Source organism: Gluconobacter albidus, from assembly GCF_002723915.1.
Classification (GTDB): Bacteria; Pseudomonadota; Alphaproteobacteria; order Acetobacterales; family Acetobacteraceae; genus Gluconobacter; species Gluconobacter albidus.
In genome coordinates, this window is sequence record NZ_BEWL01000001.1 from 195,514 (window position 1) to 213,646 (window position 18,133).

Annotated in this window: 13 protein-coding genes; 10 read left to right on the forward strand and 3 right to left on the reverse strand. The window is 63.2% G+C overall.

Annotated elements, in window-relative coordinates:
- Positions 1–95 precede the first annotated feature (95 nt).
- From GAL01_RS00930 to GAL01_RS00945, 4 genes are all read left to right on the forward strand, one after another.
- On the forward strand, positions 96–341 hold the full coding sequence (locus tag GAL01_RS00930; protein ID WP_062033356.1) for a hypothetical protein: 246 nt from the start codon (positions 96–98) through the stop codon (positions 339–341).
- Between the two features lie 76 nt (positions 342–417).
- Positions 418–1,974: a murein biosynthesis integral membrane protein MurJ gene (gene murJ, locus GAL01_RS00935; protein WP_062033359.1), complete on the forward strand. Its 1,557-nt coding sequence runs from the start codon at positions 418–420 to the stop codon at positions 1,972–1,974.
- A 105-nt stretch (positions 1,975–2,079) separates the two neighbouring features.
- Complete coding sequence (mutS, locus tag GAL01_RS00940) at positions 2,080–4,722, forward strand: DNA mismatch repair protein MutS (RefSeq protein WP_062033362.1); 2,643 nt, start codon at positions 2,080–2,082, stop codon at positions 4,720–4,722.
- On the forward strand, positions 4,719–7,580 hold the full coding sequence (locus GAL01_RS00945) for a [protein-PII] uridylyltransferase (RefSeq protein WP_062033365.1): 2,862 nt from the start codon (positions 4,719–4,721) through the stop codon (positions 7,578–7,580). The genes mutS and GAL01_RS00945 overlap by 4 nt, the downstream gene beginning before the upstream one ends.
- Here the strand turns inward: GAL01_RS00945 and GAL01_RS00950 are convergent.
- On the reverse strand, positions 7,546–9,243 hold the full coding sequence (locus GAL01_RS00950; RefSeq protein WP_062033368.1) for a tetratricopeptide repeat protein: 1,698 nt from the start codon (positions 9,241–9,243) through the stop codon (positions 7,546–7,548). The two genes, GAL01_RS00945 and GAL01_RS00950, sit on opposite strands and share 35 nt — an antisense overlap.
- A gap of 177 nt (positions 9,244–9,420) precedes the next feature.
- Between GAL01_RS00950 and GAL01_RS00955 the strand changes: the two genes are divergently transcribed.
- The 6 genes from GAL01_RS00955 to GAL01_RS00980 all read left to right on the forward strand — a co-directional run bounded on the left by GAL01_RS00955 (position 9,421) and on the right by GAL01_RS00980 (position 15,783).
- Positions 9,421–9,720: a hypothetical protein gene (locus GAL01_RS00955; RefSeq protein ID WP_231865435.1), complete on the forward strand. Its 300-nt coding sequence runs from the start codon at positions 9,421–9,423 to the stop codon at positions 9,718–9,720.
- A gap of 48 nt (positions 9,721–9,768) precedes the next feature.
- Entirely contained in the window at positions 9,769–10,752 is a 984-nt protein-coding gene (locus GAL01_RS00960) for a hypothetical protein (RefSeq protein WP_062033374.1), read from the forward strand.
- 23 nt (positions 10,753–10,775) lie between these two features.
- Positions 10,776–12,176, forward strand: a complete 1,401-nt coding sequence (thrC, locus tag GAL01_RS00965) for a threonine synthase (protein ID WP_062033377.1) — start codon at positions 10,776–10,778, stop codon at positions 12,174–12,176.
- Positions 12,177–12,239: 63 nt separating this feature from the next.
- On the forward strand, positions 12,240–13,505 hold the full coding sequence (locus GAL01_RS00970; RefSeq protein ID WP_062033381.1) for a M16 family metallopeptidase: 1,266 nt from the start codon (positions 12,240–12,242) through the stop codon (positions 13,503–13,505).
- Positions 13,502–14,833 (forward strand): TldD/PmbA family protein, encoded by a 1,332-nt coding sequence (locus GAL01_RS00975; protein ID WP_062033384.1) that lies wholly within the window; start codon positions 13,502–13,504, stop codon positions 14,831–14,833. The genes GAL01_RS00970 and GAL01_RS00975 overlap by 4 nt, the downstream gene beginning before the upstream one ends.
- Entirely contained in the window at positions 14,833–15,783 is a 951-nt protein-coding gene (locus tag GAL01_RS00980; protein ID WP_062033387.1) for a Tim44 domain-containing protein, read from the forward strand. The genes GAL01_RS00975 and GAL01_RS00980 overlap by 1 nt, the downstream gene beginning before the upstream one ends.
- Positions 15,784–15,965: 182 nt before the next feature.
- Here the strand turns inward: GAL01_RS00980 and GAL01_RS00985 are convergent, their stop codons facing one another.
- Together GAL01_RS00985 and GAL01_RS00990 are read right to left on the reverse strand one after the other, a co-directional pair.
- The gene (locus GAL01_RS00985) at positions 15,966–16,916 is read right to left on the reverse strand and encodes a heme o synthase (RefSeq protein ID WP_082790814.1); all 951 of its coding nucleotides are present in this window, start codon (positions 16,914–16,916) and stop codon (positions 15,966–15,968) included.
- Entirely contained in the window at positions 16,913–18,091 is a 1,179-nt protein-coding gene (locus tag GAL01_RS00990; protein ID WP_062033389.1) for a cbb3-type cytochrome c oxidase subunit I, read from the reverse strand. Before GAL01_RS00990 ends, GAL01_RS00985 begins: the two co-directional genes overlap by 4 nt.
- Positions 18,092–18,133 lie beyond the last annotated feature (42 nt).

Genomic DNA, 18,133 nt, shown 5'->3' on the forward strand with positions numbered 1-18,133 from the left:
CACGCAGGAGAGATGCGGAGGTGCGTCTTTTTTCCTTGAATACCCGTATCGAAATCCGTCACAGTTCAAGTCAGAAATGTGACAGGAGATTCGTTATGAAGGACTCACTACTCCGTCCGATCCTGCCCCTTCTGGTGGTCGCCGCCCTCGGTGCGCTGACCCCGGCCGTGGCGCATCACGTCACGACATTCCTCGGCCTGTCCGGCATTTTCTGGGCCAGTGCCATGCTGATGCTGGAAGTCACGCTTCTCTGCATCGGTCTCGCCGCGGTCCGCCCCAGCATGGGCCAGTCGCAGCGCACCACCACGACCCCGTACAACCGCGAAACGATCCTGCGCTGAAGCCAATCCGCCACGGCGTGTTTTTCCTGTCACGGAGCATATGTCGCGGCGCTGAATGATAGGCTAGGATCAGGAAATGCTTCGCAATTTCCTGACAGTCGGCAGCTGGACCATGCTTTCGCGTGTCCTCGGCCTCGTTCGTGACCAGATTCTCGCCGCGTTCCTGGGTGCTGGCCCCGTTCAGGACGCCTACCTGATCGCGCTTCGGCTGCCCAACATGTTCCGGCGCCTCTTCGGCGAAGGGGCGTTCAACGCCGCTTTCGTCCCGATGTTCACCGAGCGGTACGAAACAAAAGGCCCCCAGCCCGCTTTGCGTTTCGCGGGGCAGGCCCTGTCCGGGCTGATGCTCTGGCTGGCCCTGCTGACCGTTCTGGCCGAAATCTTCATGCCTCTGGTCGTAAGCTTCGTCGGTTGGGGCCTCAGCGGCACCCGTTTCGAAACCGCGGTGCATCTGTCACGAATCACTTTCCCCTACATGATGCTGATCTGCGGCGCCGCCCTCGTCTCTGGCATTCTCAACGGCCTCGGACGATTCACCGCAGCAGCAGCAGCCTATGTCACTTTTAACATCATCGGCATCGCGGCGATCCTCCTCGGCGCACTGGTCTGGCACAACACCGCCGTCGTCAGTGCCTGGGGCGTCACGCTCTCCGGTGTCGTGCAGTTCGGCGCGCTGTACTGGGCCGCCCACCGCGCGGGTATGGCGCCCCATCTGACATGGCCGAGCCTGTCCGCGGACATGCGCGCCCTGATGCGCCGCATGGGACCGGCCCTCGTCGGCTCCGGCGTCACCCAGATCAACCTGACCGTGGACATGATCATCGCAACCAAGCTCCCGGTCGGAACGCCGTCGATCCTGTATTTCGCGGACCGCATCAACCAGCTTCCCCTCGGCGTTCTGGGCTCGGCCGCCGGGACGGCCCTGCTGCCGCTCCTGACCCGCCATATCGCGAACAACGACCGCGCTGCCGTCCATTCCAGCGTCAACCGCGCCATCGACTATACGCTGCTCCTGACGCTGCCGGCCATGATCGGCATGATGGTTCTTGCCTCCCCCATCATGGCCGCCCTTTTCAGCTACGGCCATTTCACCGTCGCGGATGCCATCCTTTCCGGTCAGTGCCTTCAGGCCTATGCGCTCGGACTGCCCGCTTTCGTCCTCATCAAGGTTCTCTCTCCGGCCTTCTTCGCGGAAGGCGACACCGTCACCCCCGTACGGATCGGCTTCTTCACGCTGGGGCTAAACCTCATCATGAACCTCCTGCTCTACCGCCCGCTTGGCCATATCGGACCGCCGCTGGCCAGCACGATCGCCGCTTTAGTCAATTGCACGCTGCTCGTCGTGATCCTGCACCGGCGCGGCCTCTTCATCGCAGATCCGCTCCTCAAAGGCCGCGCCCTGCGGATTACGGGCGCCGCCGTCATGATGGCGCTCTGGGTGGCAGCATCAGAAAAACTCGCAGCGCCTGGCCTGCCGTTCTGGCAAGGCGCCTGGCGCTTTGGCATGCTGATGGCCCTGATCGTCTTTGGCATGCTGGTCTATGTCATAACGCTCGACGCGCTGAAGGTGGTGCGCCTGCGCGACGTCGCCGTGGCTTTCCAGTCACGCCTGAACCGCAGACGCACCCGCTGACCCCGCCCTGCCGGTTCACACACCGGCAGGAAGGCGTTATTGCCAAAGCACTCCTTTCCCCTTCCCCGACCTGACAACCCGGAGACCGGACCCATCGGCACCTTCATGCCCCTGCCTACCGCCGAAAACGCCAGCCCCGCGATGGCACAGTGGTTCGATCTCAAACACCGCGAACCCGACGCCCTGCTGTTTTTCCGTATGGGCGACTTCTACGAGCTGTTCTTCGCCGATGCACAGGCGGCCGCCATGGCGCTCGACATCGCGCTCACGGCCCGCGGCACGCATCAGGGCGAGCCGATCCCCATGTGCGGCGTCCCGGTCGCGGCCGCCCCGGCCTATCTGTCCCGGCTGATCCGGCGCGGCTTTCGCGTCGCCGTCGCCGAACAGACGCAGGCACCCCCGAAAAAGGGCGAAAAACCCCTCAAAGGCCCGCTCTCCCGCGCCATCGTCCGCGTCGTCACCCCCGGCACCCTGACCGAAGACGAACTGCTCGAAGCCGGACGCGCCAATCTCCTGTTCGCCCTCGCCCGCAGCCCGGAAAAACGCGCAAAAACGATCGGCGCGGCCTGGATCGACATCTCCACCGGCGCTTTCGAAACAGCTTCGGTCAGCGATGCCGCCCTGCCGGAGCTGATGGCACGGCTCGACCCTGCCGAAATCCTGTCCGAGCCCGACCTCATCGCGCCCGACTATGTGAACCGGCTGGCCCCCATCGCCGTCCCGCCCACGCTCGACAGCGCCCGTACTCTCGTCGCCCGCGCCTATGGCGTCGCCCAGATCGATGCCCTCGGAGACTTCCCGCCCGAACAGGCCGTTGCCTGCGCCATCGCGCTGAACTACGTCCAGCGCAGTCAGGCCGGAGCGCTCCCGCGCCTCTCCCGCCCCATTCCGCAGGGCACGGACGGCGTTCTGGGCATCGACCCCGCTACCCGCGCCAGCCTCGACATCCTCCGCACCCGCGACGGCGAGACGAAACACAGCCTCCTCGGTGCCGTCACCCGCACTGCCACGGCTGCAGGCTCCCGCCTCCTCGCACAGTGGCTGGCCTCTCCGCTGACGGACGCCACCGCCATCACGGATCGCCAGAACGGCTGGCTCTGGCTGCAATCCATCCCCGGCCTGCCCAGCGCACTCGGCGACATTCTGCGTCGCACGCCCGATCCTGCCCGTTCCTTGGGCCGCATCTCCGCCGGACGTGGACAGCCGCGCGATCTCGCCGCCATCCGCGACACGCTGATCGCCGCCAACGACATCACCGCCCTGTTCCAGCCCGCCTGCGACCCGAACACACCCACGCTGATCCGCACGCTCACCGCTGGTCTGTATGGACGCGCTGACACCCTGCTGGAACAGCTTCAGGCCGCCGTCGCTGAAACCCTTCCCGCCCGCATCGAAGACGGCGGCTTCATCGCCCCCGGCTACAACGCGGAACTGGACCGTTATCGCGGCCTGCGTGACGAAAGCCGCCGCATCATCGCCGCCATGCAGGGCGAACTGTCCGAAAAATTCGGCCTCTCGAACCTCAAGATCAAACACCACGCGCAACTCGGCTACGTCATCGAAGTCCCGTCTGCTGCCGGCACGAAACTGCGCGACAATCCCGAACTGTCTTTCCGGCAGGGCACGGCCAGCCTCGCCCGCTTCTCGACCGAAGAGCTTGCCGGTCTGGATCGCGCGATCCTCGAAGCCGCCGACAGAGCATCTGCGCTGGAACGCCGCATTTTCGCCGAACTCTGCGCCCGCATTCTCCAAACCCCGGCCCTTGATGAGGTGGCGGAGTTCCTCGCCCTCGCCGACGTGTTGCGCTCCTGCGGCCTGCTCGCAGAAGGCGGCTCATGGTGCCGTCCCACCGTCACGGACGGCACGGATTTCAGCCTCGTCGCCTGCCGACACCCGGTCGTCGAAGCCGCCCTAGCCGAATCGGGAAGTGCGGATGCCCGTTTCATTCCCAATGACTGCGCCCTGCCGCCCGAACACCGCGCCATGCTGCTCACAGGCCCGAACATGGCGGGCAAATCCACCTTCCTGCGACAGACCGCACTCGCCGTCATTCTCGCTCAGGCGGGCCTTCCCGTTCCGGCAAAATCCGCCCAGATCGGCGTTGTGGACCGACTGTTCTCCCGCGTCGGCGGCGCGGACGACCTCGCCCGGGGACGCTCGACCTTCATGGTCGAAATGACCGAGACCGCAGCGATTCTCAATCAGGCTGGTCCAAAATCTCTCGTGGTCGTGGACGAGATCGGACGAGGCACCGCAACCCTCGACGGTCTGTCCATCGCATGGGCCACGCTCGAAGCCCTTCACACACAGCTTGGCTCACGGACAATCTTTGCAACACACTTCCATGAACTCGGCGCGCTGACCGAGTTCCTTCCCCGCCTGGCGCCTTACACGATGGCCGTGAAAGAGTGGCGCGGCGAGGTCATCTTCCAGCACGAAGTCCGCCCCGGTGCCGCTCGCAAGAGTTGGGGCCTGCATGTTGCAAAACTGGCGGGAATCCCCGCCTCCGTTATCAGCCGCGCCAGCCGCCTGCTGACCCAGTTCGAGCGCGAACAGGCCGATTCCCGCTCCTCCCTGCCCCTGTTTGAAGCGGTTGCGGAACCAGCGTCGCCCGCTCCCGCCGCGCCCATCGCCCCTACCCCGCTGGAAGACGCAATACACGCCATGAACCCCGATGATCTCTCTCCACGGGACGCGCTGGATGCGTTATACAATCTGAAACGCCTTGCCTCAGGAAACGGCACTTGAAAGAAAACTCTTTCTGGGGCGAAACTCTCCCTCTTTCCTTCGCTGACGATACGGATAAGCCCCTGTCTGACCGAACCGCCCCCCTCCCGTATGACCCGGCCTCCTCCCTGCAGAGCGCTCTCGATACGGCCGCGGAACAGGGGCAGACGAGCCGCGAGGCCGTGCTTTCCATCCTTCGGCGGCATCTGGGCAGCGGAAACGCCTCAGTCCGTTACCAGTTCGAAAAGCGCAGGGTTTCGGGAATCGATGCTGCCCGCGCTCTTGCCCGTCAGGCCGACGACATGGTCTGCGCACTGGCCGACCTCGCGGCCAGCAAACACGAATCCCCCGCCTCGTCCCCTCAAGAATCCCTGTGTCTCTGTGCCACCGGCGGCTATGGTGCGGGCCTGCTTGCCCCCTTCAGCGATATCGACATCCTGTTCCTGATCCCCGGCGATCCCTCCGCGGCCATGACGGCCCGGATCGAGTTTATTCTCTACGCCCTGTGGGATCTCGGCCTGCGCGTTGGCCACGCCACGCGCTCCATCGCCGAATGCGTCCGCGACGCCGATACCGATCTGACGATCCGCACCGCCCTGCTGGACCTGCGCTTCCTCCACGGGGACCGCACACTGGCGCGAAACCTGCGCTGCGCCCTGGGCGCAGACCTTCAGAACGACCGCCTGTGCGAATTCGTCATGGGCAAGATCGGCGAACGCGAGCAGCGTCACCGCCGCTTCGGCGACAACCCCTACATGGTCGAGCCCAACATCAAGGAAGGCCGCGGCGGCCTGCGGGATCTGCAAACCCTGAACTGGATGGGCCGTGCGGCCCTCGGCTGCGCCGTCTCGACACCGGACCGCAACGGAGCACCCGCCGAAGCACCCCAGACCCCCTCCTTCGCGTCCTTCGGTCTGCTGACGGAACGCGAAGCACACCGTGCCCGTCGCTCATGGGACTTCCTGTGGACCGTCCGCCTGCACCTGCACTACATCACCGGCCGCGCCGAAGAACGCCTGACCTTCGACGTCCAGCCCGTCATCGGCGGTCGTATGGGCTATGCAACACACGGCCGTCAGCGTGGTGTTGAGCGCTTCATGCGGCATTATTTTCTGACCGCACGCGACGTCATGCGTCTTACCAGCGTGCTGCAACCCGTCGTTCTGATGCATCTTCAGGACCAGACGACCGGCGAGCCACCCAAAATCGTTACCGGACCTGAAGAATTCCAGACGATCGCCGGGCGCATCTGTCCGATCGAGCCTGTCACCTTTGCGTCCCAGCCCCGCGAAATGTTTCGCCTGCTGGACTGCGGGCGGCGCCACGACCTACCCCTGCATCCCATCGCGATGCAGCAGATCATCCGCAACGAACGCCATGCCGTCGCCCTGCGTGATGATCCCGAAACCGCGAAAATCTTTCTGGATCTGCTCTGCGAGCCAAGTGCAGACGAAACCAAAGCTGTTCCGTTCTGGCTCCCGATCCTGAACGAAACCGGCCTTCTCGGCCGTCTCCTGCCGGACTGGTCCCGCGTTGTCGGGCAGATGCAGTTCGACAGCTATCATATCTATACGGTTGACGAGCACATCGTCGAAGCCGTGCGCATGATGGGCCAGATCGAAGCCGGTCGCATGGCGGACGAGATCCCCCTGGCCTACACGCTGGCCAGCGACCTGCGGTCCCGACGTGCGCTTTACGTCGCCGTCCTGCTGCACGACATCGGCAAGGGACGCGGCGGCGACCATTCCGAAATCGGCGCCGACCTCGCGCTCACGATCTGCCCGCAGCTTGGCCTTGATCCCGAAGAAACCGATACCGTCTCCTGGCTGGTCCTGCATCATCTCCTGCTGTCTCAGACCGCCTTTACACGCGACATCGACGATCCCCGCACGATCCTGGACCTCGCCGACACCATCCAGTCCCCCGAACGCCTGCGTCTCCTCCTTCTCCTGACCATCGCCGATATGCGCGCCGTCAGCCCGAAGGTCTGGAACGCCTGGAAAGCCACCCTGCTCCGCGAGCTTTTCTCCCGTGTCGCCGAGGTGCTGGAAGGCGGACTGGCCGCCACCGAACGCGACAGCCGCGTCAACCACGCCCGAGACCTGGCCCGGGATGGCCTCACCGGCACCTTGCCCGAAAGCAGCATCGACCGCTTTCTGGACCTCGGCTATCCGAGCTACTGGCTCGGCTTCGACACCGACACTCAAATGCGCCATGCCCGCATGGTCCACGATTCGGACCGCTACCGTTCCCCCGTCACGGTCGAAGCCTTCCCGATCCCCGAACGCGGCGTCACCGAACTCACCGTTCTCTGCGCCGACCATCCGGGCCTGTTTTCCCAGATCGCCGGTGCCCTCGCCGTCGCAGGCGCCTCCATCGTGGATGCCCGCATCCACACACTGAGCGACGGCATGGCGCTCGACACCTTCTGGGTGCAGGACGGCGAAGGCTGCTCCTTCGAGGAACCTCACCAACTGGGTCGCCTCAACCATCTCGTGGAACAGGCGCTTTCGGGCCGCCTCGACATCCGCAAAGGTATCGAGGACGCCAGCCACCACAGCACCTCGCGCCGGATGCGCGCAATTCACGTTCCGCCCCGCGTTGTCATCGACAACACGGCCTCGGACCGTCACACCGTCATTGAAGTCAACGGACGCGACCGCCCCGGCCTGCTGCACGACATCACATCAACCCTCAGCAGCCAGTCTCTCCAGATTTCCTCGGCCCATATCACGACCTACGGCATGCGCGCCGTCGATGTGTTCTATGTTCGGGATCTGCTGGGCTTGAAAATCACCGATCCGATCCGTCTCGCCCGCCTGCGCGAAACCCTGCTGGCTTCTCTCACGAGCCCTCCGGTTCCTGCCCCCGCAAAGTAAGCGCCACCGCAACCTCCTGAAGAACAACCGTCCACCCTTTGGAAACATCTGCTCCGGCGGGCGGACGAAACTGATGGACATCCCGGTACCAGTCTACGTCTTTCCAGCGCCAGTCGCCCCCTTCCCGATTGAGCAGCCAGAGCGGCCGCCCCAGTGCGCCCGCCATATGCGCCACCAGCGTATCCACACTGATGACCAGTGCGCACAGCCCCACTTCCCGCGCCAGATCCAGCGGCGTCTTAAGAGACACCCGCTCCATCCAGTCCGGCGCATCACCAGGCTGAAGTGCCACAAAGCGGGCGCCTGAAACCTGCCGCAATATCTCCAGACATCCCACCGGAACCGAACGTCTGCGATCAAACCGGTAAGACGGATTTCCCGACCAGCAGACCCCAACCCGGTCTGCTTCAGGTGTCTCCCTAACCGCGAGATACGGCTCGGCTGAAGGCATTTCCCCCAGCCCCAGAACATTCGGCAGGCTCAGCAGACTAATCTCCGCCGCTACAGGCCCTTCGGGCGGCAAAATCCGGTCCTGATCCAGCCCGGGCATCAATCCCGCCAGTTCCGCTGTCCGAAACCGCAGACGCAACAGCCGAAGCCGCGCTGCCTGCTGCAGAAAGCGTAGAAACTGCACCTCATCGCCCAGTCCCTGCTCCCCTACAATGGCAACGGGGTCCTCTCCCGCTGAGCCATTCCATTGCGGGTTTTCCGAAACCAGCCCCAGAATCGTTCGGCGACTCTCGAAGTCCTGCCAGCCTTCCGCAAACTGCCCCTGGCCCAGCAGAATGGTTGCCCGGTTAAAACGTGCCCGCTCGGCTTCCTCTCCCGTTTCACGCCCCATGATCGTCCGGAAGAGAGTTGCAGCATCGTCTTCCCTTCCGATTTCCATCAGGATCGTGCCGAGATTATTCGCAATCCGGGCATCCAAAGGCCGCAACTCCAGCGCCCGCCGCAATGTTTCGGCCGCCGCCGCAAGTTCGCCCCGCGCCATCTCCACGAGCCCCAGACTGTTGAGCGTCTCCGCAGTCCCGGCTCCGAGTTCGCAGGCCCGCACCAGAACCCCGTGCGCCTCATCAAACGCATTCCCGGCAAAAAGTGCCGCCCCCAGATTTGCCAGTGCTGCTCCGTCACGAGGCCTGTGACGCACAACCCATCGAAACTCTCCGACAGCCAGCTCTACCAGACCGTCATCCAGAAAAAGTTCCCCGATTCGGGTTCTCACATTACTTTCATCCGCCAGCAGAGCCGCCGCGTTCTGCAAAGCCTCACGCGCCTGCCCACGACGCCCCAGCCCGACACACACCTCCGCCAGAGCGGCATGGGCTCGCGGATCGGCAGGCTGCAACAGCGCGGATACATGCAATGCCGCCCGTGCTGCCTCGAGATGTCCCTGCTCGGAAAGGGCCAATCCCAGCGTCATATGCATCCGCGCCTTGCGATCGGAAGACACAGCCGGCTTCTGTAGGGCCCGTCCCACCAGTGCAATTGCCATGCCACTCTGCCCTCGGACGCGGGCAAGACATGCCATGCCGTGCAAAGCATCTGCCTGTCCCGGCTCCATCGCCAGAATGGCACGAAAGGCATCCTCAGCCCCCGAAAGATCTCCTGCATCGAAACAGGCGAAGGCGGATTCAGTGGGATCAGGGGCAAACGGCATAGTCATCAACTTTTCGTGCTCCAAAAAATCCTAAAAATCCACAAAGATGGTGTTAACGAAGTTTTCACGGTTCTTTGGTCAAAATCGTAAGTCCGAGACAGAAGCAGAGGTTTTTCAGCAATGCATCTTGAGCAACGAACTGGCCCTGTGCCGGGCTTGGTGTACGCGACTGTCCGGCAGGGAATGACCACCCGTACATTTCCTATTGAAGTGCGCCGCACAGCTTCCGGACACTATATCTCCCGCATGCCCGACAATCGCTGGTCAATCGAATGCCTGACTGTCGAAGCCGCCCTGCTCATGCATGCCGCCGTCCTGTTCCCGATCGAACAGGAACTCTCTCCATGGCTTTCCAATCCGAAGCCTGCACCGTCCGCCCTCAGCAACGCAGCTGGACCGATAAAGAGCCCCATCGCTGACGGCCAGGGGCCCGTTCCAGCCCCTCAGAAAACCCTCAAACAGAAAACCGACGCGAACTCCTGAGTCCACTTCATCCTTGCCAAACAGCTCTGGCAAGGCAATGTCAGTCTTATGAAAACCCGTCTTCTGCACGCCGCCGCCCTAACAGGCCTGGTGGCACTGGCCTGCACGGCCTCCCCCGCCAGAGCGGATCACCCCTGGCAGGACTCTCCCGCTCAGGCGTCCATCACAGCCGACGCGGCACTTCCCGGCCTTCGAAGCACAACACTTTTAGCCGGCAAAAACGGAACTTATCTGGCCCTCGATAGCAGTGGACATCCCGTCCGGATCGATGCCACCAACACCTCGACTCCCCTGTCAGGTCCCGACGTTCCCACTGAGCCTCTGGTGTCCCTCACGGTATCAGGCAATGATCTCTGGGGGCTTTCGACAGAAAAAATGCCCACGCTCATCCGCATGTCCATGGATGGAGCGGCCCAGTCTCGCCTCGCACTGACAGGCGCTACAGTTACGGGCAGCAATCTTGTCGCGCTCCAGATTCACGGCGCGCAGGCCTATCTGGCCGATGAAGGCAAGCCCGCCCTCGTCGTCGCTGACCTCAAGACTGGCACCGCAAAGCGCTTCCTGTCGTATGACATGTCCCTTATCGGTCGCCATCCGCTCCTGCGTGCCAGCGAGCCCCGGATGGGACCAGACGGACGCCCCATGGCTGGTGGCAATGTGCGCTTTCTGCTTCTGGACACAAAAGGTCAGTGGCTGTTCTATCAGCCCGCCTGCGGCCCGATGTCCCGCATTGACACCGCCCTGCTGACCGATACGGATTTCACCCCCGTCGAGCAGCTTGACGGCATCACCGAATGGCGGACTACCCCCAGCATTGGCGGGGAAACCCTGACCCCGGACAACATATTTTACCTGTCCGACATTACTGTCGGCAGCATCCTGAAATTCGGCAGTGACCGGATTCCCCTGCGGATCCTCCGGGACCCGCGCCTCTATGACGCAGGCGCCCCCGCGGTTCCCGACAGTCACCAGATGGCCGTGCTGGCCACGGAAGATGGCACAACGCACATTCTTCGCATCGCCTTGCCCTGACAGGACGTGATATAAATTTCCTTATGCGCTACCGATCGACCCGCGGCGAGCTGACCGCCGACGCCCCGAACTTTTCTGACATCCTTCTCGCCGGCCTTGCGGGAGATGGTGGTCTCTACATGCCGGAGAGCTGGCCGAAGATCAGCCCGCAGACCCTGCGCGAGTGGCGCACGCTCTCCTATCCGGACCTCGCCGCCGAAGTCATCGCCCTCTTCACCGAAGGCGCTATCGACGTCGACACTCTTCGCGACATGACCCGCGATGCCTATGCCGGTTTCGACCATGCCGCCGTGGTCCCCCTGATCGAAGTCGAGCAGGATCTCTACTCCCTCGAGCTGTTCCACGGCCCGACGCTCGCCTTCAAAGACATGGCGATGCAGATGCTCGGCCGCCTGTTCGATCACGTCCTGACCCAGCGCAACCGCCATGTCACGATCGTCGGCGCGACTTCCGGCGACACTGGCTCGGCCGCCATCGAGGCCTGCCGTGGCCGCGAACGCCTCTCCGTCGTCATCCTGCACCCCAAGGGCCGCACCTCGGACGTTCAGCGCCGCCAGATGACGACCGTTCAGGATGACAACATCCTCAACATTGCCGTCGAAGGCGATTTCGACACCTGTCAGGATCTGGTCAAGGCGATGTTCGCTGACCATGCCTTCCGTGACGAAGTCTCGCTCTCTGCCGTCAATTCTATCAACTGGGCCCGCATCGCAGCCCAGATCCCGTATTACGTCCGCGCAGCCCTCGCCCTCGGCGCGCCGGACCGCGAAGTCTCCTTCTCGGTCCCGACCGGCAATTTCGGCAACGTCCTCGCTGCCTGGGCTGCAAAGCAGATGGGCCTACCTATCAAAAAGCTCTGCATAGGCTCCAACCGCAACGACATCCTCACGCGCTTCGTCATCGACAATGATATGAGCGTGCGTACGGTCGAGCCCAGCCTGTCACCGTCGATGGACATCCAAGTCTCGTCCAATTTCGAGCGTCTGCTATTCGAATTGCTGGACCGCAACGCCACACGCTGCGCCGCCATCATGCGCGAATTCCGCGAGACCGGCCGCATGGCCGTCCCGCATGACGCCTGGACCCGCATGAAGGACGTCTTCGAGGGCATGACCCTCACCGACGAGCAGAACAGCGAAGCCATGCGCCTGTTCTACAACGAGAGCCTCTATCTCGCGGACCCGCACACTGCGATCGGCCTCGCCGTCGGCAGGCGCTTCCAGGAACCCGGCACCCCCATGGTCGCGGCCGCCACGGCCCATCCCGCCAAGTTCCCGGATGCCGTGATTGCCGCCACCGGCATCCACCCCAAACTCCCGCCGCATCTGTCAGACTTGTTCGAACGCACCGAGCGTTACGAATGCATGGACAGCCAGATTGCAGGCCTTCAGGACGCCGTTCGCGCCCACATCAAGCGCGCCTGATCTTCAGAAAAACACAGGCTTCCCATCCGGGAAGCCTGCCTTCCTTCGACATTACGGAACCTCATGCCCGATACGATTGAAGTCACCAGACTCGATAACGGCCTGACCATCATCACCGAACGAATGGACCGTGTTGAAACCGTGTCTTTCGGAGCCTATGTCTCCATCGGCACGCGCGACGAGACTGCCGCCAATAACGGCGTTTCCCACTTCCTCGAACACATGGCCTTCAAGGGCACCGAACGCCGCTCAGCGGCGCAGATCGCCGAAGACATCGAGAATGTTGGCGGCTATATCAACGCCTATACCGCCCGCGAAACCACAGCCTATTACGTCAAGCTGCTGAAGAACGACCTCGCCCTCGGCGTGGACATCATCGGCGACATCCTGACCCACAGCACGTTTCTGGACGCCGAAATCGAGCGCGAACGTGGCGTGATTCTTCAGGAAATCGGTCAGGCCAACGACACCCCGGACGACATCATCTTCGACCAGTTCCAGGAACGCGCCTTCCCCGAACAGCCCATGGGCCGCCCCACGCTGGGCTCGGAAGACCTCGTCTCGACCATGACGCGCGACACGCTCATGTCCTACATGCGCGAGCACTACACGACCCACAACATCACCATCGCCGCCGCCGGAAACCTGCACCATCAGGACGTCGTGGATCTGGTGAAGGAGCATTTCCGCGACCTTCCCTCCCATCAGACACCCCGTCCCCGCGGCGCGGCCTATGAAGGCGGCGAACTTCGCACAACCCGCGAACTGGATCAGGCCCATCTCGTCATGGGCTTCCCGTCCGTTAGCTACATGCATCCTGACCATTACGCGGTCATGATTCTCTCGACGCTCCTCGGCGGCGGCATGTCTTCGCGCCTGTTCCAGGAAATCCGTGAGCGCCGCGGTCTGGTCTACAGCGTCTATTCCTTCGCCTCCCCCTTCAGCGACAGCGGCCTGTTCGGCCTCTATGCTGGCACAGGCGAGGAGCAGGCTGCCGAACTCGTCCCCGTCATGATCGACGAACTCAAGCGCCTTCAGGATGGCCTGAGCGAAGCGGAACTCTCCCGCGCCCGCGCCCAGCTCAAATCCTCACTCCTGATGTCGCTGGAAAGCACCGGCAGCCGCTGCGAACAGCTCGCCCGCCAGATCCAGGTCCATAACCGCCCGATCCCCACGGCCGAAACGGTCGGCAAGATTGATGCGGTGACGGAAGACGACATCCTGCGCGTCGCCCGCACCATTTTCTCCGGCACGCCGACCTTCACCGCCATCGGCCCCGTCGGCAACATGCCCTCCCTGGAGGACATCACAGCAAGGCTCGCCGCATGACCACAACGCCCGTCGAAGCCCTCCTCGCCGCAGCCCGCCGCCACGGCGCAGACCATGCGGATGCCATTCTTGTCCGCGACGAGTCCGAATCCGCGCTCGTCCGCAAGGGCGTCCCCGAAGGTATCGAGCGCTCCGAAAGCGTCGCCCTCGGACTACGTGTCTTTCGCGGCAAACGCGCAGCGACGGTTTCGACCAGCGTTCTGAACGAGGCCGAATTCGACCGTCTCGCCGAACAGGCCTGCGCCATGGCTCTCGTCATCCCCGAAGACCAGTATGCCGGCCTCGCCGAAGCCGCCCTTCAGGGCCGTTTCGACGCCGCCGGACTGGACATCGAATGCAGCTCCGCCCCAAGCATGGACGACCTGCTCGCCCGCGCCCGCGAAGCCGAGGATACCGCCCTGTCCTTTGAAGGCATCACCAACACCAACGGCGCCTCCGCCGGTCACGGCCGCACCTCGGTCGCACTCGGCACCTCGGCAGGCTTCTTCGGCGCCTACAGCCGCACCGCACACTCCACCAGCGCCAGCGTCCTCGCCGGCGAAGGTGCCACGATGCAGCGCGACTACGCCTATCGCAGCGCCGTGCATCTCGAAGACCTCGAAAGCGCGGACATTATCGGTCGTGAAGCCGCCGAGCGGGTGCTGGCACGCATCAATCCCGGCCGCCCCCGCACCGGCACTTACAGCGTCATTTATGACCCGCGCGTCTCCGCATCTCTGCTCGGCCATCTGGTCGGCGCCATCAACGGTGCGGCCATCGCACGGGGCACATCTTTCCTCAAGGACAGCCTCGGCAAGCAGATCCTCTCCTCGGGCCTGACCGTGCATGACGATCCGCGCCGCATCCGGGGCGCGGCATCCCGCCCCTTCGACGCCGAAGGCTGTGCTGCTCTTCCGCTGGATCTGATCGCAAACGGCGTCCTCCAGACCTGGCTGCTCGACTCCCGCAGCGGCCGCCAGCTCAACATGCCCACGAACGGCCGCGCCAGCCGCGGCGTCGCCTCGCCGCCTTCCCCGAGTGTGACAAACCTTCATCTTGCAGCCGGAACCCTTTCTTCCGAGGCCCTGCGTTCCAATATTATTGAAGGGATTCTGATCACCGAACTCATGGGTTCATCGGTCAACATGCTGACTGGCGATTACAGCCGTGGCGCTTCGGGCTTCATGATCCGCAACGGCGAGATCGCCGAGCCCGTCGCCGAACTCACGGTGGCAGGCAACCTGAAAGACATGTTTGCCCGCATGATTCCGGGCAGTGATCTAATGTTCCGGCAGAGCGTTAATGCTCCGAGTATCCGGATCGACGGCATGAACATTGCAGGACTTTGATGCGTAATTTTCGACTTCTCCCGATCGCCTTTGCCTTTCTCTGCGTCCTCGGAACCGCAGACGCACGGCCAGGCGGCGGCAGCTCCATCGGAAGCCGTGGCTCCCACACCTGGAGCGCGCCCCCGCGCACATCCATCACGCCCGGCTGGGCCCGCCCGATGGACCAGTCGGCCACCCCGCGTCCGTCGCCCAATTACGGCGCACCCGGCTATGCCTCTCCGGCCCGTCCTATGCCCAGTTACGGCGCTCCGGCATACAGGCCCTCCTACCCTGTCCGCCATCCGTTCCTGAGCGGCTTCGCAGGTGGCTTTCTGGGCGCGGGCCTCTTCGGTCTGCTGAGCGGTCACGGCATGATGGGCGGCATGACAGGCGGCACGTCCTTCTTTGGCTTCCTGTTTCAGGTCCTTATCATCGGTGGCCTGATCGCGTTCGTGCTTCGCATGTTCGGCAACCGCCGCCAGAACCAGATGAGCGGAAGCCCGATGGGCATGCCGTCATCTGCTGGCGCGGCACCGCCTTTCGGCAATAATGGCGGCAGCACCCCCGTGACGCTTACCAACGACGACTACACGAGCTTCCAGAGGCTCCTGCTCGACATCCAGGCCGCCTGGAGCGCACAGAACATGCGCGCGCTCTCCAACATGGCCACTCCGGAAATGACGGGCTATTTCAACGCCCAGCTTTCCGATCTGGCGAGCCGTGGCGCACGGAACATCGTGTCCAACGTCCAGTTCCAGCGCGGAGACCTCTCCGAAGCCTGGCGCGAAGGTAACCTCACCTACGCAACCGTCGCCATGCGCTACTCCATGACGGACGTCACCACGGACTCCATGGGCAACGTCATCGACGGCAGTTCCACCGAGCCCGTCACCGTGACCGAACTCTGGACCTTCGTCCGCGCCGACGGCCGCGGCAACTGGATCCTCTCCGCCATCCAGCAGGCTGGCTGACAAACCCCAAAACAGAAAAAGGCCCGGGAAACCCCCGGGCCTTTTTTATTGCCTGAACGCTTCTTAAAGCCGCGTCAGAGTAATCACATAAAAGATGACGGCCAGCAGCACCACGCCGCCAACAATCCCCGTAATCCGACTCAGTCGCCGTTTACGAGCCAGATCAATATCAGTGGTCATGCTCATCCGATCAGCACCCGGTCAACCAGAAGCCCGCAGAACAGCAGGAACAGATAAGCGAGCGAATAGCGGAACGCGAACCGCGCCGGCTTGTCCTTCGTCAGGCTCACCCCTTCCGCATCCTGCTGGTCCGTCAGAACCCGGAACGCACACAGAATGAAGCCCAGATCCAGCAGGCTGGTCACAACCGTATAGGTCAGCCCGACTTCATGCACGAAGCTCGGCACCAGCGACACTGCCGCAAGAATGAACGTGTAGATCAGGATCTGCCAGCGCGTATGGCGTGCACCCTTCACGACCGGCAGCATCGGTATGCCCGCTTTGCCGTAATCCTTGCACGCATAGAGCGACAGAGACCAGAAATGCGGCGGCGTCCACAGGAACACGATCGCAAACATCGCCACCGGCAGCACGTCCATGGAATTCATGGTTGCAGCCCAGCCGATCATCGGCGGAAACGCCCCCGCAGCCCCACCAATCACGATGTTCTGCGGCGTGCTTCGCTTGAGCCACATCGTGTAAATGACGCTGTAGAAGAAAATCGAGAACGCCAGGATCCCGGCCGCCAGCGCATTCGTCGCCAGCCACAGCACAATCACGGACAGAACCGAGAGCACGACACCATAAACCAGCGCCGCCTGCTCTGGCATCCGACCGTCGGGGATGGGGCGTACGACCGTCCGCTTCATAATCGCGTCAATGTCGCGGTCATACCACATGTTGATCGCACCAGCGGCACCAGCCCCGATGCAGATGCACAGAATGGTAATCAGCCCGATGGGAATGGACGGCCAGCGCGGCGCCACGGCCATACCCGCAGCGCCCGTAAACACCACCAGCGAAATCACGCGCGGCTTGAGAAGCGCCAGCCATTCACGCAGGGAGGGATCACCATCCTTCCCCGGAATGGAAAAAACCCCCGAAGGGGCCAGAGGTGTCGCCGTATCGCTCATGCCGAGACCCGGGCACGCCCGGTCTCCCTCAACAGAAACAGCCCCACCAGCCCAAAGGCCAACAGGCTGACACCCATCAAAATCTCACCATAGATCATCACGCCCGGTACGATCGAACAGAACGCCCCCCCCAGCATGAGACCCGCATGAACCCGGCTCAGCAAAACAGGAACACGACCGGGGAGAAGCCTCTCGACCCAGGCATAGAACCCGCCACACAACGCCATGATCCCGCCAAACGCCACGGCCGTATGATCGCCGGAATGCCCGGGCAACCCATCAGACAGCCAACCCGCAGCGAAGAGAAGAATGCTGCCAATCGCCCACAGCGCGGCGCCATCCAGATCGCGCTTCTGCTGCCACACATCCCGGCACAGCGCTCCAATCAGCACCACTGACGGCACGATCTGCGTCATCAGGACAAGGCTGGCCCCCACTCCGGACGCCAGAGAGCCATACAACCCGTCCATCCAGAACAGAGGTCCGCCAATCCCCATCACACCGAACACGTAAGGCGCAACCGTCCAAGACATTCCGCCACGAACCGTACGCGAGAGCAGCGCCGACGTGACCAGCCCGAGTGCCGGGGTCAGCATCAGTGCCATTTCAGGCAGATGGAGCGTCTCAATCAGGACGTCGGTGGTCAGTCCGTCCATCATGCCGCGCGTGACGACAGCAGCCAGAACAGGCGCGACCAGCACAACGCTGCACGCTGTGGCCAAAAGCGACCAGGCCAGCGGCGGCATGTCCCGGAAGCGGCAGGTGCGCCCTTCAAGGCAGGTAGTGATAACATCAATCGCTACCGCCAGAATACCGACCGACCAGAGCAGCAGTGCTACAAATGGCAGAACCGGTAACAGAACCACACCAGCTGACAGAAAACCGAAACCGGCCAGTGTCAGCCCCCGGAGCACCGTCTGGTCGGTCCCGAGGGCGACTGGCAGAAGCCACTGCCCGAAACCACCAAGCGCCGCAGGACACATGACGAAGAACGTCATGAGAATACCGTGGCAGAAGGCCTGCCCGCTCGTGGGGTGTGTCTGAAGAATTGGCAGGGCCAGCGACCCACCCAGCAGGCCCGCAAACAAGGCCAGCAGAATGAAGGATGTTCCGACTCGGCGGCCGGAGCGGGCCGAGGCAGTATCCGGAGCAGTATCGACGGCCTGATAAGTCATGATCGCGTAGTCGGTCCCTGAACTAGGAATACCGCAGCGAGC